Origin of the sequence: Klebsiella sp. MPUS7 (genome assembly GCF_009905335.1) — a bacterium.
GTDB lineage: Bacteria > Pseudomonadota > Gammaproteobacteria > Enterobacterales > Enterobacteriaceae > Klebsiella > Klebsiella grimontii.
On record NZ_CP047604.1, the window covers coordinates 3,067,907 to 3,090,649 of the forward strand.

Genomic DNA, 22,743 nt, shown 5'->3' on the forward strand with positions numbered 1-22,743 from the left:
ATGGGGTATTGCCACACACCAGCTTCAACTCGAACGCCAGAACGCTTAACTTCATGTGCATCTCCGCCCTGCAAACAAGTGATACCATAGAAGGTATGAACCTGCTTCAGGAATGCTCATGAAACCGACCCTTAATCAGTTGATTAACTTTTGCACTGTTGCTGAAACCGGAAACATCGGCAAAGCCGCCAGTAAACTCAATATCTCGCAGCCTCCCTTAAGCCGGCAAATAGCCCAGCTGGAAACCATCCTCGGTGCAAAGCTGTTTAACCGGGCCGCTAAAGGTGTCAGTTTAACCCTTGCCGGAGAGCAATTTCTGGTGGACTGCCGCGCGGTGCTGGCAATGCTGGAGCTGGCCTGTAATAACGTACGGGCCGTAGAATCAGGGCAGAAAGGTGTGCTGAAATTAGGTGCAACAATGTATGCCAGCTATAGCGTTGTGCCTCATGTTGCCATGCAGCACCGGGAGACCTATTCTGATGTGGAATTGCATTTTCAGGAGATGGTCCCCTCTGATTTACACGCCGCATTAGAGGATGGCAGATTAGACGCGGCAATCAGCTTCTCCGAGACGGCCACTCCGGGAATTCATTCACTGGTACTCTTGCGTGAGCCGCTAATCGCCGCCCTTCCTGCCAATCACCCCCAGGTTCAAAGCGAGCATTTCAGACTTGAATCACTCTGTGATGACCCGTTCATCACTGTTCCGCGCCAGAGTGCACCGATGCTCTACGATTCCATCCTTCATCAGTGCCTCAAGGCCGGATTTAGCCCGCAAATAGGACTGGAAGCCTCCGTACAGCAGACTGTGATGAATTTTGTGGCCCGTGGCGTTGGCGTGGCGCTTATTCCCGCAAGTATGGAGAATGCCCAATTGCGTGGTGTGGTTTACCGTAGGCTGGAAAATCCGAATATGGTGGAGAATATGCTGATGTGGTCGACAAAGAACAAAAACCCGGCTTTACCGGGTTTTGTGAACCTGTGCCGCAGTATCAGGGATAAACTGGATGCAGCGCAGGCCGGACGGATTAACGATTAACTCTTACTGATGATGATTTCGATCACATTAGGTTTGCCACTCGCCAGTGCGGCCTCAACTGCCGGGGCGATATCTCCGGCACGGAGAACTTTTCTGGTTTCCAGTCCCATCGATGCACCCAGTGCCTGATAATCAACTGCCGGATTAATCAAATCCATTGCGATAAAGCGTTCTGTTTGCGCCGAAGTATAATCTGCCTGTGAACGCATGAAGTTTTTCAATACGTTATATTCCGTATTATTCATTACAATAAAGGTTACCGGCAGTTTTTCATGTGCGGCCGTCCAGAGAGCCTGAGGGGAGTACATCGCAGCGCCGTCGCCCACAAAGCACACCACAGGCGCTCTTCCCAAACCGAGTGAATAGCCCACAGCGGCAGGCATCCCCCACCCCAGACCACCGCCGCGCAAAAAGGCATACTGATCCGCACGGCGACTGTTGAGTGATTTGCGAAGCGAGCCGCTGGTTGCAATCGCTTCGTCAACAATTGCCACATCTGGTCCGATCGCCCTTGCTGCCTCAAACGCAGCCACGAGTGGCGTAATTACCGTAGCAGATTGTTGTTCATTAACCTGCCCGAGCAGACTTTCTTTGCTCAATTCAAACTCATTAACCGCGTTTTCAAAACGACGTTGATAATCACTGCGATGGTTTGCCGTGGCTTTTTCCAGTTCGGGCAGTAGCACCCTTAACGATGATTTAATATCGCCAACCACTGAGAGTTCACTACTGTAGGTGCGTCCCAGGTCGCCCGCATCGGCTGATAACTGGAACACTTTACACTGGTCCGGTACTGCCTGACCTTCTGTATAAAGAATGGTGATAAGCGACTTACCGCCAAGTGCAAAAATAGCATCGTACTGGCCTAATGCTCTGTTAATTTCCGTCGCTTTAGTGGACAGATTACCCCGCCAGAGAGGGTGTGCTGTTGGGTAGGGGATCCGGTTTGGCCATGTTGAACCGTATACGTCAGCGGCAAGCATCTCAGCAAGAGCAACAACCTCGCTGGCCGCTTCACTTTGGTAAATTTCGTCGCCGGCAATCAGTGCGACTTTACCCGGAGTAAATGCCGCCAGCTTACTTGCCAGCAAAGGTAACGAACCCGCGATTGCATTGCGGTCAATAGTGGAAGGCGCCCCGATCCCGATACAGCTCATCGCCTCCATCACATCCATCGGAAGCGACAGGAAAACGGAGCCTTTCGGTGCAGCGTCTGAATCGTGGAAAGCCCGGCGAACTAATACCGGTAGCTGGTCAACGTGGGTAACCTCCTGTGACCATTTAGCGAACGTTTTCCCCATTCCGACCAGATCACCCAACAATAACGGATCGGTTGTCGTGTGGCGTAAATCCTGCTGCCCTGCTGTCACCACAAGTGGTGTCTGTGAACATTTTGCATTCAACAGGTTTCCCATGCCGTGGCCTAAACCACCGGCGGTATGCAGATTCAGAAATCCTGGTTTTTTTGCTGCCTGCGCATAACCGTCCGCCATGGCTACTGCACTCGCTTCCTGCAGAGCTAATACGTACTGAATTGACGGTTTTCTTAACAGCGCATCCATGAAGGGCAGTTCGGTTGTGCCTGGATTACCAAACACATATTCCACCCCTTCACTTTCCAGAACTTCTAACAATACATCACCGCCACGACGTGCATTGGCGTTTTGCACTTTAGTTATTGCGTTACTCATAGAATGATCACCTCTATCTGCGTATTCGTTCGCCCTGTCTGGCGGGTGATTCAATCTTAATAACAGGTATAACATCCTTTCCAATACTATAATGATGCCCAGCCATACCCTTCAAGGTATGGGAAGTCATTCGTTTTCCATTTGGTCAGTTTGAAGCATGACAGCAGCACCGTCCTGACGCGGCAATGATTGAAGAGGTAACAAACACTGCGCAATCAATAGCGCCGGACTATACAGGGCAATTTATCGCTTCGGGAAACCCTTCGAAGAAATGACTATTCCTTCAAAAATATCTAGCCTGAATATAGAGAACTCGATACCCTGTAATGCTTTGTGTTTTTTGTGAACAGGAAAAAGTATGCTTAATACGTTACCCGATTTACACAGAAGTTTTGCAGAGCACCTCAAGCTTCAATTTCAGTCTGACTCGCGGATTCACTCCCTTCTCGCCGGCGGCTCGATTATCCATGGCGGATTTGATAAATACTCCGATTTGGATTTTGTCGTTGTGGTCGATCCCCTCTACTATGACGAAATCATGGCCCAGCGTGTGGCGTTCGCCGGAACGCTGGGCCATCTCCTGCATGCTTTCAGCGGGGAACATGTCGGAGAGCCTCGCCTGCTGATATGCCTGTATGGTCCTGAACTCCTTCATGTCGATCTGAAATTTGTCACCCTGGAAATGCTCACTCAACGCGTTGAGGAGCCAGCCGTGTTATTTACCCGTGATAACCGTGCTCTGCAGCAACAACTGGCAAAATTCAGTGCTCACTGGCCTGATATGACGCCGGAGTGGTTCGAGTCCCGAGCCTGGATCTGGCTTCATTATGCGGTGGCTAAACTAGGAAGGGGCGAACTCTTTGAGGCGATTGGTATGCTGTCATTCTTCCGCGAGCAGGTACTGGGGCCAATGCTGCACCGCCGTGCAAATTTACCGCAACGTGGGGTTCGCCGCATTGAATCGCGCGGTATTGATCCTGACGGCCTGCTGACTTCCACGCTGGCAACGCACGATCGTGACTCCGTCAGCGTTGCTATCAGAATGGCCCTTGACGCTTATATCACTCTGCGAGCGGATGCTCTGCCTGAAAATATCGCAGACGATGCCGCGCAACGGGCGCTGTTGGCCATGCTGAAAGCGTATTCTGACAAAGTTTAATCCTGACTTCCGATCGCTTACATGGCCGGACAGGGGCAGCGAAAAACGCGTCTGACCGCATGGCAAAAAGCATAAATGCCCGGGAGGCATTTATGCTTTTACGATAATGACCACCATGCCGATATTCACAGGTCAGATATTCTTGCCGTCCTGAAAATACTCAGTGCATAAATAACGCGATTAAAATAATGATAGGGATTGGCACACCCAAAAAGAAAAGCAATATTGAACGCATAGGTTCCTCCCGCAGAATGTGTATTAGACGTTATAAATCACGCTGACGGCCGCCATAAGTTGCGCAGAGACTGGCAACAAAAGCGCCGATTAACAGAGAAATGAATGACCACAGGGTGACGTAGCTAGTGGTTTTTCTGGCGGCGTCTGCGGTCTGCTGCGCTTTATCTTTTGCCTCTTTTAAATTGGCCTGGGCTTTATCATAAACCGCCTGTACCCGCTGTTCGGCCTCTTTCTGACTGATGCCGGTATTCTGAGAAACCAGCTGCGCCACATACGTCAGATCGTCCTGGGGAAGCGCGCCAGAATTAATGCTATTAGCAAAAATACCCGTCACCTCGGCTAATTGAGCCGGTGACTCCGCCTTTGGCGGCACAGGATGATTCATTGCCATAACGTCATTGCCTGATGAATTTGCTGGCAGCCCGCTATTATCCGCCGGAGTGGCAGCGGTAGCCCTGAACAGTGAATGGGTAAAATATTCCATCGATGACTTCGATAACAGAGAGGCTCCGTCCCCCGCGTTATTCATGGCGGTTGCCGTCGCGCCGCCGGCAACGGAACCTATCACTTTTGCGCTACCGCCGATCAGCGAACTGATGGTGGTGGTCAACAGCACAGCGGAGACCAGCAGCGCCACGGCCCACGTCAAAAAGCCATGCGCCGTGTCGCGGAAATAGATTTCATTGGTATGAGTGTCTACCCATTTAGTCCGCAGCCGCCCGGCGAGGTATCCGCCCATACCTGACGCCACTATTTGGGTAAACGTCAGCCATGCGATGGCGGCAATACCGACGGTTCCCGCCGCAAGTCCTTGATTTTCCCACGGGGAAATTGAGGTAAGGCCCAATCCGGCGCCAAGCATGAGCAGCATAAGCGCCAGCGACGCCGCGGCGGCGGCGCCTGCAAATATCGCCCCCCATGATACCGCGCTCGCGCTGTTAACCGCGGCCGCGGGTACCTGACTACTGATAGAGGTAGAGTCGTAGATATTCGTCATTTACGTTGTCCTTTGAAATAACTCATTAGCCCCGACGTCGTTTGCTATAAACGTCCACTGCAGACATTAACCCGCCAGAACTACGGTAATATCGAGCGGGATAATTATCGCTCGCCGCTTAAATAGCGGGCGATTGACCAGGGGCCAATTATCTAAATGAGTACAAATTGGTAGTGTATGAATTTAATCAACAATTTTATTTTAGTAGATGATTTTGTTTTAACCATTACTTATCGCCAAAAATATTACTACATAGCCGTAACCGACTGTAAATAACGGGAATATTGGTGAGGATAGATTTTGCCAACAATATTTTTCGCGGAGCTATATTGCCCAGTTTTTATGGAATTATCTTAATTTTATACGGGTAATTCACTGAATGATCTTGGTTATTAAAAGTGGCGTACGTTTACGATTTGCATTATCGACGATTTAATCCCATGGCCTGAACCGTAATACATAGCTGGTGGCCGATCGAAGTATATCAACTGAGCAAAAGGAACGCGGGGAAGGTTTGCTTCCCTTCCCCGTTATATCGGCTTCGTATTCGTCTCGCCGTGGGCTAGCTCGCCCTTTTGACTAATTAGCGAGCAGACAAAGCAAAGCGGTTCTCAAGCGCATGCGCTATTTCATCTTCTGTCAGCCACTGCTTCTCTACGCGGTCGGCGGTAATACTCTTAAGCATATTGCCGAGCAGAATAAAACGCCCCTCGGGCTGATGCTGTATCACCAGCAGCTTTTGTACAAAGACCGCATCGGGATGCGTGGAGTTAAGAAAATTGGCCGGAACAAAATCAATCCACTCCTGAGGTGACAGGTCAAAACCGTATTGATTGGCCCAGCTTCCCTCAACCCTCGCCTGCAGCAGATAGCTTCCGTTCGCATCACGCGTAAGCCGGAACGTATCAAAATCCTGGATGATGTCCGTATCAAGTTCGTCCAGGGCCAGCGGCGCGCGGATACCGTAGCTCCCAAAGCCAAGGTCGCAAAGCCACTGACGGCCATCAACTTCCGCGACCACCGCCATATGGGTTTTAGGCCGGCGCGCAGGATAGAACATGGGCCGCGCCGCGACAAACCGCCAGGCAATACCCAGCGCTTCCAGCGCCATCGTAAACAGCCCGTTGAGTTCATAGCAGTAGCCGCCCCGTCTCTGCCGTAAGAGCTTGTTGGCAATATCATCGGGCTCCATCGAAACGATTTTACCTGCCTGTACGTCCAGGTTCTCGAAGGGGATCGAAAAGAGCTGGTGGCGCATGAGCGCGTGCAGCGTCGCGGTATCGGCAGCCGCAGGCCCGCTATAGCCTATGCGGCGGAAGTAAAGGGAAAGGTCAAAACTGTCGCTGTGCATGTTATTTCCTTGGCTGGATTGTGTTGAGCCCACTATAGATGGCGCCCCGCAACGCCTGTATAGTCAGATTTATCAAAAATCAGACTATACAGATGACGATGTCCGACCCTCTCCCGCCGATTCCCCACTACCGCCGAATAGCCGATATGCTGCGGCTGACGCTTACTTCAGGCGCTTTGCGGGCAGGCGATCGCATTATCTCCGCGCGCAAACTGGCCGAGCGCGAGCAGGTCAGCCTTCCCACGGCGCTGGAAGCCCTGCGTTATCTTGAGGCGGAGGGGCTGATCGTCGCCCGACCGCGTTCAGGCTACTTTGTCCGCCAGATAAACACCGCCAAAGACGGGCAGCGCGCAGCATCTTTATCCGGCCCGGTGCCGGTAACCATGTCCGCCATCGCCCGCTCGTTGTTCGGTAGCGCTGAAGCGCGTCTGGTGCCGCTTGGCGCCGCGCTACCCGATCCCGCCTGGCTTCCCGTCGAGGCTTTGCAGCGGGCGTTGCACACTGCCGGTCGTCGGCTTGATGCGCGCGGGCAGAGCTACAGCCTGCCCCCGGGAAGAGCGGACCTGCGCAGAAAGATTGCCGCCCGCGCGGCGCAGTGGGGCGCCCTTTTTGGCGCCGATGACCTTATCATCACCGCAGGCGCAACCCAGGCGCTACGCCTGGCGCTCCGCGCGGTATGCCAGCCGGGCGATGCGGTGGCGATTGAGCAGCCCGCCTATTTCGGCACGCTTCTGCTGCTGGAAGATCTGGGGCTGAAGGCGTTACAGATCCCCACGGACCCGATTAAAGGGTTATTACTGGCGCCGCTTAAAGAGGCCATTAAGCACCACCGTCCGGCAGCCGTTCTGGCCTCACCCACGGTGCAAAATCCGCTGGGCGCCAGCATGCCCGTCGCGCGCAAGCAGGCGCTGGTGGCCCTGCTTGCCGATCAGGGCATCCCTTTAATTGAGGACGATGTCTACGGCGATCTGGCCGGTGGCGCGCAGCGTCCGCCCGCGTGTAAAGCCTTCGACAAGGGCGGAAATGTGATTTATTGCAGTTCTCTGTCGAAAACCCTGGCACCGGGCTGGCGAATTGGCTGGATTGCCGCCGGACGCTATTACCCGGCGGTGTTGCAGGCCCGCATGGCCGGGGAATGGGCGGGCGCGCCGCTGATAGAGGCCGCGGCGAACGAGATCCTCGCCAGCGGAGATTATGACCGGCACCTGCGGCACCTGAAGCTGCGGATTGCGGAAGGTATGCGGGCCATTATCGCCAGGGTTGACGCCTGCTTCCCACCGGGCACGCGCGTAGCGGCGCCCGAAGCCGGCTTTCTGATTTGGGTCAAACTGCCGTCCGGGATCGATGCGCTGGAAGTCCATCGTCGCGCCCTCGCCCTGGGTATTGGCGTCAGTCCGGGGCCGCTGTTTTCCCCGGGCGCAGCTGAACTGCAAAACTACCTGCGCCTGAACGGTGCGAACGAACCCACGCCCGCGCTTTTGCAGGCCGTGGAGCAGCTCGGTAGCTTATGCCATGAACTGGTCGGGGGCCGTTGACGCCGGACATTTCCGTCGAATTATCAACGCTGACAGGCGAGAATCTGGCTGGCTGTATGCTATTCATGGCGATATTTCCCCCGGGTTTTCCCGGCGCCCTGCCGCTCTCTGGCTGAGCAAGCCTCTGGTCAACGCCCTTCGCCCAGGTCAATCGGTTCTGTTGACTTATTCTGTAAAAAGATTACTTTTCAGGACATGAAGAAGATACTTATTATTGTCCCCGATGGCGGCATGCTGTTTGAATCCGCCGGTATTGCCGACATTCTGATGCAGGCCAACCGCCTGCACCCGGAAGGCGCTAAGGGCAACGGTTACCAGGTGCAGCTCGCGACAACCCAGCCGCATCAGGTGATCCATGGTCAGTCCGGTTTAAATCTGCTGGCCGATCATCGCCTGCATGAGATAGACCCCCGCGAGCCGCTTGATACCATCATGATTACCGGCAGAGGTCAAAACCCGCAGGAAGGGATCGCGGTCGTTGACTGGCTGCGGCTGGCTGCCCCCCATGCCCGCCGCATTGCGTCCATATGCGGCGGCGCGATGCTGCTGGCGCAAACCGGGTTACTGGACGGCAGACGCGCCACTACCCACTGGAAGCTGCTGGAAACCCTGCAGGCGGAATTCCCTCAGGTGCGCGTGGAAGGCGGCCCGCTCTATATTCAGGACGAGCATATCTGGACCTCCGGCGGGGTCAGTTCCGGCTTTGACCTGACGCTAGCGCTGGTTGAGGAGGACTACGGCTTCAGCCTGGCGCGCGATATCGCCCAGGACTTCGTCATGTACCTGCGCCGTCCCGGAGGCCAGCTGCAGTTTAGCCGCTACAACCTACAGCAGACCAGTACCCTGGGCCCCATAAACGATCTGCTGGCCTGGGTGCTTGAGAACCTCACCGCCGACCTCTGTGTGGAAAAACTGGCGGAAAAAGTGGCCATGAGCCCACGTAATTTCACCCGCGTATTTACCCGGGAAACCGGCGCGTCGCCGGCGCGCTACGTCGCCGAAGCCCGCCTGTCCGCGGCCCGGCAGCGTCTGGAGCAGACAGCCGAGACGCTGGATCGTATCGCCGAACAAACGGGATTTGGCAGCAGCATTAACCTGCGACGGCAGTTTGAAAAACAGCTTCACCTGACGCCGGGTGAATACCGCCAGCGTTTTCATTGCCGTAAAATGGCGTAAAGTGATCCTTTTCCGTCATTTACGCCAACCAGCGACCGGCCTACATTAACTTCAGAGACAACAACTAAGGAGTTGATCATGGTAAAGGTCGGTATTAATGGTTTTGGCCGTATCGGTCGCAACGTACTGCGTGCTGCCCAGGGTAACCCGGAGATTCAGATTGTGGCCATCAACGATCTGACCGACAGTAAAACGCTGGCCCATCTGCTGAAATACGACTCGCTGCTCGGTAAACTCGACGCCGACGTCACCGCCGGTGAGGGGCAGCTTGTGGTTGACGGAAAAACCATTACCGTCTTCAGCGAACGCGACCCGGCGAGCATCCCGTGGCGTCAGAGCGAGGTGGATATTGTCATTGAGGCCACAGGCTTCTTTACTGACCGCGACAAGGCGGCGGTACACATCCACAGCGGTGGCGCCAGGCGCGTGATTATCTCCGCTCCCGGTAAAAATGAGGATTTAACCATCGTGATGGGTGTTAACGATGGCCTCTATTCACCGGATAAGCACTACGTGGTCAGCAACGGTAGCTGCACCACCAACGGCCTGGCGCCTGCCGCGCAGGTGCTGCACCAGCATTTCGGTATTAAACATGGCCTGATGAACACCACCCACGCCTACACCAACAGCCAGGCGCTGCACGACCAGCCGGAAAAAGATCTCCGTGGCGCCCGCGCCGCCGCGCTGTCGATTGTGCCCTACTCCAGCGGTGCCGCGAAGGCGCTTGGCAAAGTTATCCCTGAGCTGGACGGCCGCTTAACCGGTTACTCGCTGCGCGTACCGGTTCCGGTGGTGTCGATTGTCGATCTGACCGTAACGCTCGAGCGGGATGTCACGGCTGAAGAGGTCAATAACGCGTTTCGTGAAGCCGCCGCGACGGGGCCGCTGAAAGGTATCCTCGGCTATAGCGATGAGCCGCTGGTCTCAAGCGACTACCGGGGCGATCCGCGTTCCTCCATTATCGATGGTCTGTCAACCCTGGTGATTGGCGGCAATATGGTCAAAATTCTGGCGTGGTACGACAATGAGTGGGGATTCTCCAATCGCCTCGTCGACCTTTCGCTGCTGATGGCAAAGCGTGAAGGCTAGCTCCTTGCCCACACGTCCCCTCTAAAATCCACGCCCGGCGTGGATTTTTTTAGCGCTATCGCCGGTCCCATTCCGAAGAGCGCCGGAGAAGGCGGAAACTTAACCCGGCGCCCGCGGCAAGGCAGAGCGACATCGCCGCCAGCGCGACGATAAAAGCCTGGGTGATATTCGCCGCGCTTTTCCCGTTGTCCAACATGCTGTAAAAAAGGCCGCCAATCACCGCGACGCTCAGCGCCGTGCTGAGCTGCAGCGCCGAGCTGGTCACGCCGGCAATCATTCCCGAAAACGCCGGCGCAACGCGACCGGTTACCATTCTGACCAGCGTTGGCATCGCCAGTCCCTGGCCGAGACCGGTAACAAAAAGCAATAGGGCGAGCGGCAACGCGGCGGGAGAACTGCCCGTCGGCGTATTGGCAATGACCCCTGCAAGACCTGCCAGCCCTAAGGTCTCGCATCCCATCCCGATTGCGCTCAGGTAATTGCCAACCAAGCGCCTGAGATAAGGCGTCAGCAACGGTCCGATCAGAAAGCCGACGCCAAAGGGCAGAAAAATCAGGCCCGCGGTCAGGGCGTTCAAATGCAACGCGCCTTGTAGATAAATGGAAAATAAAAGAAAGAAGGCGCCGATGGAATAAAACAGCAATACGATCGCCAGTCCCTGGCCCAGTCCCGGCGCGCGCAACACGGCAGGATTAAGTAGCGGCGAACCGCCATGCTGGCTAAGCCGATCCTCATAGCGCCATAACAATCGGGCCAGCAGTGGGAAAGCAAGCAATGACAGCCACGTCCACCACGGCCACCCTGCCTCTCGGCCTTCAGTCAACGGCACAATCACCGCGCTCAGCATCACGGTTGTCAGCAGCGTGCCGACGGGGTCCAGCCGCTGTGCAGATTGCGCCCGCGTCTCTTTCAGCAGCGGCACGCCAAAGAGGATGACCAGCAGCGCCACCGGCAGGTTAACGAGAAAAATAGTCCGCCATCCCAGGCCAAACAGGTTCGCTGAGATCAGAATGCCGCCTGATACCTGGCCGATAACGGAGGCCAGGCCAAACACTGCGCCATACAGACTCAGCGCGAACGGTTTTTCCGCTTCCGGGAAAATGGCCTGCACGGAAGCCAGCGCCTGGGGGGCCATAATCGCAGCCGTGGCACCCTGTAAAATGCGTCCGATAATCAGCATCCACGGTGACCAGGCTAAACCGCACAATAACGATGCAGCAGCAAAACCGATAAGCCCAAGGAAAAACATCCTGCCGCGGCCATAAATATCGCCCAGGCGGCCTCCGGTAATGAGGGTGACAGCATACACAGCCGCATAGGATGAAATGACCAGCTGTTCGGCGGAGAAAGAGGCGCCCAGCTCGCTCTGGATGGCAGGCAGCGCAACATTGACGATAAAAAAATCGAGCGGCGGCAAAAACGCGCCGACCAGCAAAATGACGAACATGGCCCAGCGGCGCGGCTCAGCTTGCGTGATGCGATGGGTCGACATAGAACACTCCATAGGGTTAGGTCGAGGAGGCAATAGTGATACCTACAAAGTTGTTTTGGAACTGACACTTTTGTATATTTGATGTTCATTTTTGAACGGTGAGACCATGAAATGGAATGGGGAGACGTCCGGGTATTTCTTGCAGTCCTTCGTCAAGGCTCCTTCGGTGAGGCAGCGCGAAGCCTTGGCGTGAGTCATCCGACGGTAGGACGCAGGATAAAAGCGCTGGAAGATGAAGCCCAGCAGGCGCTGTTCCGCCGTACAAGGGAGGGTCTGGTGCTAACGGACGCCGGCGACAGAGTTCTTAAGCTGGCTGAGGCGATGGAAAACTCCGCGCTGGCAATGGAACGACGCCTGGCGGGGAATCATGAACGTCTTGAAGGGATATTAAGGATATCTTCAGCAGAATGGTTCGCTAACTATGTTCTGGCCCCGGTGCTTGTCGAACTGACGCGCCGCCACCCGGCCATTGTGCCGGAAGTCATTGCAAGCTACCGCCTGCTCAATTTGTCGCGCCGCGATGCCGACATCGCGTTTCGCATCGTCCCCTTTACCGAACCGGATATTGTCCAGCGCCGCCTGATGAGTATGCCCTATGCGCTGTATGGAACAGCGGAAACCGCGCAGACGGTGCAGCACGATCCGGCCGCCGTGGGGCTTATTTTGATGAATACGGCGCAATCTCACTTTTCTGATGTTGCCTGGCTGCTTGACGGCTTCCCCCTGTCGCGGCGGGTGTTCACCAGTACCAGTCGGGCCGTTCAGGCGCAGATGTGTCAGCGGGGAATGGGGATGGCCGTGCTACCGCAGCCTCTTGGCGATGCCCTCTCCGGATTGCAGCGCATTGGCACGCCGACGCCACCGCCATCCAAAGATATATGGGTCGGGTATCACTCTGATCTCCGACATATGGATCGCCTGCGGGCAATGCTGGATATCGTCGATGCCATACTTGCCGATCCTGTTGCGGCCGGCACCTGAACAGCATCACATTTGGTTCGCATCATACCCCTCTCCCCTCTTCATTGTTTACCGCCTTGGCCGGGACAGGAAGGAGGCGACGCCAACCTCCAGTTCAGGTCGGAAACGCTTTTTTAAGTCGCAGGCATAGCGCAGATTGCTTCAAAAAAATTACCGTATTTGGTATATTGTTTGTTTATTGCTTACTCACCTCTGCGGTGCCAAAAAGAACAAGATTCACCGCTACCCAGGATAAGAAAATGTTAGATTACCGCTTCCCGACAGCTTTGCAGATGGTTCTCAGCGTAGCAATGGCGGAGCAGTTGGGTGAACGCTCAACGAGTGCGATTCTGGCCTACGGTCTGGAAGCGAACCCGAGCTTTATCCGCAAACTCATGGTTCCTCTCACCCGTGACGGCATCATCGTCTCTACCCTTGGCCGCAACGGCTCTATTCATCTTGGCCGCCCGGCGGAAGAGATCACCCTGCGCGATATCTACGTCTCCGTCATCGAAGATAAAAAGCTGTGGGCGTCGCGTCCTGACGTCCCTGCCCGCTGCGTGGTCAGCGCGAACGCATGCTGGTACTTCAAATCTATCGCCGATGAAGCGGAGCAGGCTTCACTACAGGTACTTGCGCGCCACACCGTGGCAAGCGCGCTGGAAGAAGTGAAAAAAGCCGATACCAGCGGGTGCGATCCGGTGCCTGAACTTATCGCCAAGTATAAAGAAGCTCATTAATTTTCCTTCAGCGCAAAAAAAACCGCCTTCACTGTGAAGGCGGTTTTTTGTTATCTGCCGCTCCCTACGCTGGCGAAACGTCCTTTACCGCTTTGCCGCGTGTGACGAATTTACGCAGCGTCACATAGAACACCGGGGTCAGGAACAGACCAAACAGCGTCACGCCCAGCATCCCCGAGAACACCGTGATCCCGGTGACGCCGCGGACCTCCGCGCCCGCGCCGTGGCCGAGGATCAGCGGGATGGTCCCGGCGATAAAGGCGATGGAGGTCATCACGATCGGGCGTAAACGCAGACGGCACGCTTCCAGCGCCGCTTCCATGATCCCTTTCCCCTGTATTTCCAGCTCGCGGGCAAACTCGACGATCAGAATCGCATTTTTACAGGCCAGCCCCATCAGCACCACCAGCCCCACCTGCACGAACACGTTGTTATCGCCGCCGGTCAGCCAGACGCCAAACAGCGCGGAGAGCATCGTCATCGGTACGATAAGGATCACCGCCAGCGGCAGCGTCCAGCTTTCATACAGCGCCGCCAGCACCAGGAATGCCAGCAGTACCGCCACCGGGAAGACGATCAGCGCCGTATTGCCCTGGGTGGCCTGCTGGAAGCTCAGGTCCGTCCATTCAATATTCATCCCGTTCGGCAGTATCTGTTTAGACATCTCGTCAAGCTGCGTCATCGCCTGCGAGGAAGAGAGTACGCGAGGGTCGGCGTCGCCGATCAGATCCGCCGCCGGATAACCATTGTAGCGAATCACCGGGTCCGGTCCGTAGGTGGTGCTGATATTCACCATACTACCGATCGGCACCATTTCGCCCTGATTATTGCGGGTGCGCAAATTGGCAATATCTTCCACGCTTTCGCGGAACGGCCCGTCGGCCTGCGCCATCACGCGCCAGGTACGCCCGAACTGGTTAAAGTCATTGACATAAGAGGAGCCCAGATAGGTTTGCAGCGTACCGAACAGATCGGTCAGCGACACGCCCTGCGCTTTCGCCTTATCCCTGTCGACCTGCACATCCAGCTGCGGAACGTTAGCCTGGTAGGTTGAGATCGGGAAATGCATCCCCGGCGTCTGCATAATCGTACCGGACATCGCGTTCACCGCGCTTTGCAGCGCGCCGTAGCCAAGGCCGGCGCGGTCCTGAATATACAGCGAATAGCCGGAACCCTGACCCAGTCCTAAAATCGGCGGCGGCAAAATCGAGAAGCCAAAACCCTGCTGGATTTGCGCGATTTTGGCGTTAATCTCGGCGTTAATTTCCGCCGCCGAATGATGACGCTGGTCGAACGGCTTCAGGCCAAAGAAGACCGTCCCGGTATTCGGCGTGTTGGTAAACTGCAGCGCGTTGAGCCCCGGGAACGCGACCGCATAGTCCACGCCTTCGGTATTCATCCCGATTTCGCTCATTTTGCGGATCACCGCATCGGTGCGCGCCAGCGAAGAACCTTCCGGCATTTTCACGCCGCCGATTAAGTACAGCTTATCCTGGGTCGGAATAAACCCGCCGGGGACGATTTTAAACATGACGCCCGCGGCGCAGAGCAGCAGCAGATACACCGCAAACACCGCTCCGCGTCGTCCAAGCGTTTTGCCCACCAACCCCTGATAGCCGTTCGAGCTGCGGTGGAAAAAGCGGTTAAACGGACGGAAAATCCAGCCGAACAGACGATCGATAAGCCGGGTCGGGAAGTCCTTCGGCGCGCCGTGCGGCTTCAACAGCAGCGCGGCCAGCGCCGGAGAGAGCGTCAGCGAGTTGATGGCCGAAATCACCGTGGAAATCGCGATCGTTACCGCAAACTGTTTGTAGAACTGACCGGTCACGCCCGAGAGAAACGCCATCGGCACGAACACCGCGCACAGCACCAGCGCAATGGCGATGATCGGCCCGGACACTTCACGCATCGCCTGATGCGCCGCGGCAAGCGGAGCCAGCCCCTCCTCGATATTTCGCTCGACGTTTTCCACCACGACGATGGCGTCATCCACCACGATGCCGATAGCCAGTACCAGCCCGAACAGGCTCAGGGTGTTCAACGAGAAGCCCAGCAGATAAAGAATGCTGAAGGTCCCCACCACCGAGACCGGCACCGCGATCAGCGGAATAATCGACGCGCGCCAGGTTTGCAGGAACAGGATCACCACCAGCACCACCAGCACCACCGCTTCCAGCAGCGTTTGCACGACCGCGCGAATGGAGTCGCGAACAAACACCGTCGGATCGTAAGGCGCCGCCCATTGCATATCCTGCGGGAAACGCTTCGACAGCTCGTCCATTTTGGCGCGCACCGCGTTCGAGAGATCGATCGCGTTCGCTCCCGGCGACTGGAAGATACCAATCCCGACCGCGTCTTTGTTGTTCAACTGGGAACGCAGCGCATAGCTGCCGGAGCCCATTTCGATACGCGCCACGTCGCGCAGGCGCACCAGCGAGCCGTCCTGCGCCGTTTTGAGAATAATATTGCCAAACTCTTCTTCGGTGTGCAGGCGCCCCTGGGCGTTAATGGAGATCAGGAAATCGCTCTCTTTCGGCAGCGGCTCGGCGCCAAGCTGCCCGGCGGAAACCTGGACGTTTTGCTCCTGCATCGCCGTCACCACATCCGAGGCGGTCAGCCCGCGCGCCGCCACTTTATTGGGATCGAGCCAGACGCGCATCGCGTATTCGCCCGAGCCAAAAATCTGAATTTGGCCGACGCCGGGCAGGCGCGCCAGCTCATCTTTCACTTTTAGCGTGGCGTAGTTACGCATATACAGAGAGTCGTATTTACCGCCGGGCGAAAACAGATGCACCACCAGCGTCAGCGTCGGCGACTGCTTCTGGGTGGTAATCCCTAAACGCCGCACATCTTCCGGCAGACGCGCTTCGGCCTGCGATACCCGGTTTTGCACCTGGACCTGCGCCTGATCCGGGTCGGTACCCGGACGGAAGGTGACGGTGGTCACCAGCACGCCGTCGGAGCCAGCGACGGATTTCATGTACATCATGTTTTCAACGCCGTTGATCGCCTCTTCCAGCGGCGTCGCCACGGTCTCAGCGATCACTTTCGGGTTGGCGCCAGGATACTCCGCGCGCACCTGCACGCTGGGCGGCACGACGTCAGGATATTCGCTGACCGGCAGCAGCGGGATGGCGATTAATCCGGTGATAAAAATCAGAATCGACAGCACCGCGGCGAAAATCGGCCTGTCGATAAAAAAGCGGGAAAAGTCCATGGGTCGGATTCTCAGATAAGGGATCAGTTAAGGGCGGTGCTGGCGGTCATGGCCACGGTTTTCGCGTTAACCGGCATCCCCGGCATAAACACTTTTTGTAAACCATCGACGATGACTTTATCGCCAGGTTTCAGCCCCTGCTGCACGATACGCAGACCGTCCGCCAGACGCCCCGGCGTAATATCGCGACGCTGCGCTTTACCCTCTTTATCAACGACATAAACATATTTACGATCCTGATCGGTCAACACCGCTTTGTCATCGATAAGCGTGGCGTTGAACTCGGCACTGCCCGGCAGGCGGACGCGGGCAAAAAGCCCCGGCGTGAACTGACGCTGGGCGTTATCCAGCAGCGCGCGCATCCGGATCGTACCGGTGCTCGGCGTTAACTGATTATCCAGAAAATCCACTTTACCCTGATGGGGGTAGCCCTCTTCGCCAACAAGGCCAATCTCCACCGGGAGCGCCAGGTGATTGCTCGACGCGCCCTGCCCGCTGCGGGCGAGATTTTGATAGTGAAGGTAGGTCGACTCGTCCACGTCAAAGTAGACGTAAACCGTCTTCTGCGATACCAGCGTGGTCAGTACGCTGGCGCTGTCGCCGGCGGTGACCAGGTTACCGCTGGTGATCAACGCGCGGCTGGCGCGGCCATCGATAGGCGCGGTCACTTTGGTGAAATCCAGGTTAAGCTGCGCGGCGTCGACCGCCGCCTGCGCGGCGCGGATGTCGGCCTGCGCCTGGGTGGCCGCCGCACGGCGCTGCTCCCACTCTTCGCGGGAAACCAGGTTGGTATTGACTAATTTATCGGTACGGTTAGCCTCGCTTCGCGCCAGGCTGGCCTGGGTTTTGGCTCTCGCCAGCGTCGCCTGCGCCTGTTCCAGCGCGGCGCGATAGGTTCTGTCATCAATAGTGAACAGCACCTCGCCCTTTTTCACCTCCTGACCGTCGGTGTAATTCACTTTATCAATGTAGCCGGAGACGCGGGGACGGAGCTGAACGCTTTCCACCGCTTCAATCCGACCGTTAAAGCTATCCCACTGACTGATGGATTTAACGACCACGTCAGCGGCGCTGACCGCGGGCGCTTGCGGCGCGGCGTTTTGCGCGACTCCCTCATCGCATCCGACGAGGAGCGCGGAGAGTAACATCACGCCCGGCACAGTCAGATGAAAGTTACCCCAGGTTTTTTGCAGGCTCATTATTTTTATTCCGGTATTGGTAGCCGCCGGGCAAGACGCAGCGGAAGACGCCGCACCACTTCCTTTGTCCGGGCTGGCTTAAGGCCATTTGTGACGTTCATCGCCACAAAACTGTAACAATTGCGAATACACTATCGCGGCGATTGTAGGAAGGCGCTAAATTTAGTGCAAGAATAATTGTTGCACTTTATGTGCTATTCCTGGCACTGGAAAAAGGCGCGTTTTCACCGGGGATTTAAATGCAACAATAAAACTTGCAATTAATTCAAAAACGGGCCACCTTTAAATGCAACAGATAAAGATGCTCTTTAAGACGCTGCGTGGAGGAGACAAGATGAACACTGGCGCATTCATTCACGATTTACTCGGCTGGATCGACAACAATCTTGATAGCCGTCTGGACATTGACACCGTCTCCAGGCGAGCCGGCTATTCCAAATGGCACCTGCAGCGGATATTCAAAGAGCATACCGGCTATCCTCTCGCCGAGTATATTCGCGCGCAAAAGCTGCAAAAATCGGTTGAGCGTTTAGCCCAAAGCGACGAACCGATTTTGAACGTGGCGATTGCCCTGGGCTTTGACTCCCAGCAGTCCTTCAACCGCAGCTTCAAGCGTCAGTTTGGCCAGGCGCCCGGCGCATGGCGTCGCAGCATCGGCTGCGCGCAAACGCAGGGGTTACGCCAGCAATCAGCGCCCTTATCGGAAAAAGGTTTACGCTCGCAGCGTTAACCCCGTTGCAGTCCCTACCCCGAACATTTTGGCTGGCGGCTTACTGCCAGCTTTGCCTCACGCCTTATCAAAGATGGGCGTCACTGCGGGCTCTGCCGCTCTTCGACCGGCAAAGTAGTGCGCGGGCGTGCTGCCCATCGTTTTTCTGAATATAGTGATAAACGCGTTGACCGACTCATAGCCCAGATTAGCCGCCACGTTTTGCACCGATACCCCGCTTGCCAGCTCCCGAAGGGCAATAATCAAATGCAGCTGCTGACGCCATCGCCCGAAGGTCAGCCCGGTTTCACGCAGCATCAGGCGGGCTAATGAGCGCTCGCTGAGCGCCAGCCGTTTTGCCCAAACTTTAAAGGTGCTGCGATCCTCCGGGTGGCTGACCAGCGCATCCGCCATGGCGCGGATCTTAGGGTGCGCCGAAACCGGCAGGCTTAATTTCTGCTGCGGCATGGCGGTAAGTTCATCGAGCGTCACTCTGATCAATCGGCCGACGTGGCTCTCCGCCGGGTAATCAACCTCCTCATTCGTTAAGCGGTCGACGAGCTCTTTAATCAGCGGCGAAATCGCCAGGGTGCAGCATTTCTCCGGCAGCGCGGCGGCGCCGGGTTCAATAAACAAATAGTTGAGATGCGCATTCCAGGTCGCTTTGGCGCTATGCGGGATCCCGCCGGGGATCCACACCGCGCAGTCTGGCGGCACTATCCAGATATCATTTTCCGCGCGACAAATCACCGCCCCGTACAGGGCCACGATCAGCTGGCCTTTGCGGTGAGTATGAACCGGCACTTCTGCCGCGTAATCAACGAAATCGATATGCCGCGCGACGGCCGGGCTCGGCGTACTATCGGGATCAAACAGGGTATGGGCGAGTCTGGATGGCATCTCATTGGCAACATTTAGGTATTTTTTGACAGAATAGGGTATTTAAGGACGTACGCAAAGCGGGAATAATTCACGCCATGAATAAATTAACTTCCCCTCACAGCCATTTTTTGCACGCGATAAGCCGTTGGCCAGGCCGCATGGCCACACCCGCGCTGCTAAGCGACGCCCATGCCCTGCTCTATTCGGTCAGGAGTTTTGCCGCCGCGATGCTCGCCTATTACCTCGCCCTGGCGATTGGCCTTGAACGCCCCTCGTGGGCCATCATTACCGTCTATATCGTGTCGCAAACCTCGGTGGGCGCCTCCCTGAGCAGGAGCCTCTATCGCCTGGCGGGTACCGTGGCCGGCGCGGGGGCCACGGTGTTGATTGTGCCCACGTTTGTGAATACGCCGATTTTATGCAGCGTGATGCTGACAGGCTGGATCACCTTCTGCCTCTATTTGTCCCTGCTTGAACGCACGCCTCGCGCCTATGCTTTTGTGCTGGCCGGTTACACCGCAAGCCTGATTGGTTTTCCCGCCGTCGCCGACCCAGGCACGGTGTTTAACATCGCCATCATCCGGGTACAGGAGATCGCGATCGGTATCGTCTGCGCCGCGCTGATTCACCGCTACATTCTGCCTACCCGGATATCAGGGGTGTTCAACAGCAAATTAGCGCAGACGCTTGGGGCCGCGCGGCAGCGGATTGCCGACACGCTGGCAGGCAAGTCCGACGCACAGTCAGAACCGCTGCATCTGGCGCTGGCGCTGCAGTTTCTGCAGGGCATCAGTCACCACATCCCGTATGATTTCGCTCTTTCGGTACCGGTCCGCCAGGCCAGGAAAGCGCTCCATGACCGGCTGGCGCGGTTAGTCATTGTCAATGTTGAATTACGCGATCGTTTGCAGGCGATCGCGCTGATGCCCGCTGATACGCGGACGTTGCTGGATGATGTTCAGGCCTGGCTGACCTGCGACGATAGCGGAAAATGCAACAGCGCAGCCGATGCGCTACAGCAACGCGGCGCGCGGTTAGCGCAGCGGTACGCCGCGCAGGCGCTGACCTTTGAAGATGCGCTGCAGGTGAATTTCTTACGCTACCTCGCTGAGTCGATTGCCCTCCTGCAGCAGTGTGGGCGACTTTCGGAGGCCATCCATCACGCCAGACCCGCAACAATGCAGGCGGAAGACCGTGCGGCGAAAGGATACGTTTTCCATCGCGATCCCCTCAGTGCCGCCCGAACGGCGCTGGGCGCGTTTGTCATCATCCTGAGCGGCTGTCTGGCATGGATTTATTCCGCCTGGCCGGATGGCGGCACGGCGGTGTCGATTCTGGGGGTTTGCTGCACGCTGTTTGGCAGTTTCGACACCCCGGCTCCGCATATTGTGAAATACATTATCGGCTCTTTCTGGGGCGTCGTAATAAGCCTGCTCTATAGCTTCGCCCTGCTTCCTCCGCTCAGCGACTTCCCCGTACTGGCGGCGGCGCTTGCCCCGGCCTATCTGCTTGCCGGATCGCTACAGGCGCGGCCCCCCACCACCTTTATGGCGATGGGGATCACCCTGACGCTACCTGTGCTCTGCGAGCTGGGCGCGCGCTACAGCGGCGACTTTGCCGAGGCGGCCAACACCGCGATCGCCCTGTTTTTGGCGACCGGCTTTGCGGTTATCGGCATGAGTCTGCTGCAAACCGTGCAGGCGGACGTGGCGATAAACCGTCTGCTGAAACTGTGCCAACGCGATATTCGCCGCAGCGTGAACGACGCGTTTAGAGGCGATGAAACGCACTGGACCAATCTGATGATCGACCGGGCCGCCCTGCTGCTGCCGCGCTTGCCGCGCAGCGGGCGGTCATCCGCGCGGGCGCTTGAACACCTGCTGCGCTTTCTGCGCCTTGGCCTCTGCGTGATGCGCCTGCGCCGCTGCGAAACGCCCGCCGGCAGCGATATCCACGAGGTGCTTTATCCCCTTACCCGCACAACGGAGACCGAAGCCTTACGCGAGCGCATTGCCGCCATGACGGAGCGCTGCTTGCCCGCGACGGATGAACATTCACGCCAGTTTGTCGACAGGCTGGTCGATCTGCACTGCGCGTTGCGGGCGCAGAACGAGGAACCGACGCATGATCAATGACATCAATATCGGAGGGGTTTTTATCCCCGGACTGCTGCTGACCGCGCTCATTGCCCTGGTCTGTACGCTGTTACTCGTGCCGCTTTTCTCTGTCAGCAGGCTGTACCGCCGTCTGCCCTTACGCCCGCTGCTTGATGTCTCAACCTATATCGTGACCTTTTTCCTGCTGTTGCAGGGCCTGACCACACTGGGGTTATTCGCATGAAATCTTTACTCTCTTTGCTCGGCCGTTACGCGCTGACGTTAATCGCAGTGGCGGTGGCGGCTTTCGTGGCGTTTATTTTCTGGAAACAGTATGCGCAGACGCCCTGGACGCGCGATGGCCGCGTTCGGGCAGATGTGGTGCAGATTGCGCCGGACGTTTCCGGGCCGGTAACCAGCGTAGCGGTGCGGGATAATCAGTGGGTTAACCGTGGCGATGTACTTTACGCCATCGACCCGCGCTGGCTAAAGCTGGCGGTGCTCAGCGCGCAGGCCGACGTCGAGGCAAAGCGTCATGAGATGGTGATGCGCCAGGATGCGGCCAGGCGACGCGCCCTTATCAAAGGGGTCATTTCCAGCGAGGACATCCAGCAAACAGGCAGCGCAGCGCGCGTCGCGGCGGCCAATTACCAGGGGGCGCTGGCGGCGCTGGAACTGGCGCAGCTGAATTTATCCCATGCGACGGTGCGCGCACCGGCTGCCGGCTACGTCACGCATCTTCGGCTTCGCCCCGGCGATTACGCCACGGCGGGAGAGACAAAAGTCGCCGTGGTCGATGCGCACAGTTTCTGGGTGGTGGGCTATTTTGAAGAGACCAAGCTGCGTCATATTCGCATCGGCAGCGCCGCGCGCATTTCGCTGATGGGGTTTGACCCGCTCATTACCGGGCATGTGGAGAGTATCGGCCGGGGGATCGACGATAACAATGACGAGACGGGCGGGCTGGGACTGCCGGATGTCAATCCCACCTTCAGCTGGGTGCGGCTTGCGCAGCGTGTCCCCGTCCGTATCCAGCTAGATAAGATACCAGAGGGGATTGAGCTGGTGGCAGGGTTATCCGCCAGCGTTTCCATTGTGCCTGAAAGCCCTGACGGCGGACATAGCGGAGGATCGGGCTACGTGGATCAGGCTATCCACCCATGATGCGTTCGGA

18 protein-coding genes are annotated in these 22,743 nt (G+C 56.9%); 11 read left to right on the forward strand and 7 right to left on the reverse strand.

Annotation, left to right across the window (positions count from 1 at the left end; all coding sequences use genetic code 11):
* Positions 1-118: 118 nt before the first annotated feature.
* On the forward strand, positions 119-1,039 hold the full coding sequence (locus GUC22_RS14315; protein WP_064342579.1) for a LysR family transcriptional regulator: 921 nt from the start codon (positions 119-121) through the stop codon (positions 1,037-1,039).
* Here GUC22_RS14315 and GUC22_RS14320 read toward each other — a convergent pair.
* Positions 1,036-2,730: a thiamine pyrophosphate-binding protein gene (locus tag GUC22_RS14320; RefSeq protein ID WP_064410631.1), complete on the reverse strand. Its 1,695-nt coding sequence runs from the start codon at positions 2,728-2,730 to the stop codon at positions 1,036-1,038. The two genes, GUC22_RS14315 and GUC22_RS14320, sit on opposite strands and share 4 nt — an antisense overlap.
* Positions 2,731-3,088: 358 nt before the next feature.
* Between GUC22_RS14320 and GUC22_RS14325 the strand changes: the two genes are divergently transcribed.
* Positions 3,089-3,889 (forward strand): hypothetical protein, encoded by an 801-nt coding sequence (locus GUC22_RS14325; RefSeq protein ID WP_024358317.1) that lies wholly within the window; start codon positions 3,089-3,091, stop codon positions 3,887-3,889.
* A gap of 265 nt (positions 3,890-4,154) precedes the next feature.
* On the opposite strand, the gene GUC22_RS14330 is transcribed toward GUC22_RS14325, so the two are convergent.
* Complete coding sequence (locus GUC22_RS14330; protein ID WP_064371723.1) at positions 4,155-5,123, reverse strand: hypothetical protein; 969 nt, start codon at positions 5,121-5,123, stop codon at positions 4,155-4,157.
* Between the two features lie 583 nt (positions 5,124-5,706).
* Positions 5,707-6,474 carry an arylamine N-acetyltransferase family protein gene (locus GUC22_RS14335; protein WP_004139077.1) on the reverse strand — a complete coding sequence of 256 codons (768 nt, stop codon included), beginning with the start codon at positions 6,472-6,474 and terminating at the stop codon, positions 5,707-5,709.
* 38 nt (positions 6,475-6,512) lie between these two features.
* On the opposite strand from GUC22_RS14335, the gene GUC22_RS14340 reads away from it, so the two are divergent.
* The 3 genes from GUC22_RS14340 to gap all read left to right on the forward strand — a co-directional run bounded on the left by GUC22_RS14340 (position 6,513) and on the right by gap (position 10,274).
* Positions 6,513-8,009 carry a PLP-dependent aminotransferase family protein gene (locus GUC22_RS14340; RefSeq protein WP_049131854.1) on the forward strand — a complete coding sequence of 499 codons (1,497 nt, stop codon included), beginning with the start codon at positions 6,513-6,515 and terminating at the stop codon, positions 8,007-8,009.
* A 195-nt stretch (positions 8,010-8,204) separates the two neighbouring features.
* Entirely contained in the window at positions 8,205-9,185 is a 981-nt protein-coding gene (locus GUC22_RS14345) for a GlxA family transcriptional regulator (protein WP_160183592.1), read from the forward strand.
* Positions 9,186-9,263: 78 nt separating this feature from the next.
* Positions 9,264-10,274 (forward strand): type I glyceraldehyde-3-phosphate dehydrogenase, encoded by a 1,011-nt coding sequence (gene gap / locus GUC22_RS14350; RefSeq protein WP_004139087.1) that lies wholly within the window; start codon positions 9,264-9,266, stop codon positions 10,272-10,274.
* A 55-nt stretch (positions 10,275-10,329) separates the two neighbouring features.
* Here the strand turns inward: gap and GUC22_RS14355 are convergent, their stop codons facing one another.
* On the reverse strand, positions 10,330-11,766 hold the full coding sequence (locus GUC22_RS14355; RefSeq protein WP_160183593.1) for an MFS transporter: 1,437 nt from the start codon (positions 11,764-11,766) through the stop codon (positions 10,330-10,332).
* A 111-nt stretch (positions 11,767-11,877) separates the two neighbouring features.
* On the opposite strand from GUC22_RS14355, the gene GUC22_RS14360 reads away from it, so the two are divergent.
* Positions 11,878-12,747, forward strand: coding sequence for a LysR family transcriptional regulator (locus GUC22_RS14360; RefSeq protein WP_024358322.1), 870 nt, complete (start codon positions 11,878-11,880; stop codon positions 12,745-12,747).
* A gap of 239 nt (positions 12,748-12,986) precedes the next feature.
* Positions 12,987-13,466, forward strand: coding sequence for an RrF2 family transcriptional regulator (locus tag GUC22_RS14365; RefSeq protein ID WP_004121015.1), 480 nt, complete (start codon positions 12,987-12,989; stop codon positions 13,464-13,466).
* Between the two features lie 64 nt (positions 13,467-13,530).
* Here the strand turns inward: GUC22_RS14365 and oqxB are convergent, their stop codons facing one another.
* Entirely contained in the window at positions 13,531-16,683 is a 3,153-nt protein-coding gene (gene oqxB / locus GUC22_RS14370; RefSeq protein ID WP_098067146.1) for a multidrug efflux RND transporter permease subunit OqxB, read from the reverse strand.
* Between the two features lie 23 nt (positions 16,684-16,706).
* A complete protein-coding gene (locus tag GUC22_RS14375) occupies positions 16,707-17,882 on the reverse strand; it encodes an efflux RND transporter periplasmic adaptor subunit (protein ID WP_049086395.1) in 1,176 nt (391 codons plus the stop codon).
* Between the two features lie 334 nt (positions 17,883-18,216).
* Between GUC22_RS14375 and GUC22_RS14380 the strand changes: the two genes are divergently transcribed.
* Positions 18,217-18,612, forward strand: a complete 396-nt coding sequence (locus GUC22_RS14380) for a helix-turn-helix domain-containing protein (protein ID WP_024358325.1) — start codon at positions 18,217-18,219, stop codon at positions 18,610-18,612.
* A 57-nt stretch (positions 18,613-18,669) separates the two neighbouring features.
* Here GUC22_RS14380 and GUC22_RS14385 read toward each other — a convergent pair whose 3' ends face one another.
* A complete protein-coding gene (locus tag GUC22_RS14385; protein ID WP_160183594.1) occupies positions 18,670-19,491 on the reverse strand; it encodes an AraC family transcriptional regulator in 822 nt (273 codons plus the stop codon).
* A gap of 77 nt (positions 19,492-19,568) precedes the next feature.
* Here GUC22_RS14385 and GUC22_RS14390 point away from each other — a divergent pair, with 77 nt between their 5' ends.
* From GUC22_RS14390 to GUC22_RS14400, 3 genes are read left to right on the forward strand one after another with little or no spacing between them, the layout of a single operon-like run.
* Positions 19,569-21,608 (forward strand): FUSC family protein, encoded by a 2,040-nt coding sequence (locus GUC22_RS14390; RefSeq protein WP_160183595.1) that lies wholly within the window; start codon positions 19,569-19,571, stop codon positions 21,606-21,608.
* The gene (locus GUC22_RS14395) at positions 21,598-21,813 is read left to right on the forward strand and encodes a DUF1656 domain-containing protein (RefSeq protein WP_004121021.1); all 216 of its coding nucleotides are present in this window, start codon (positions 21,598-21,600) and stop codon (positions 21,811-21,813) included. Before GUC22_RS14390 ends, GUC22_RS14395 begins: the two co-directional genes overlap by 11 nt.
* Entirely contained in the window at positions 21,810-22,733 is a 924-nt protein-coding gene (locus GUC22_RS14400) for an HlyD family secretion protein (protein WP_154063211.1), read from the forward strand. Before GUC22_RS14395 ends, GUC22_RS14400 begins: the two co-directional genes overlap by 4 nt.
* The last annotated feature ends 10 nt before the right edge of the window (positions 22,734-22,743 follow it).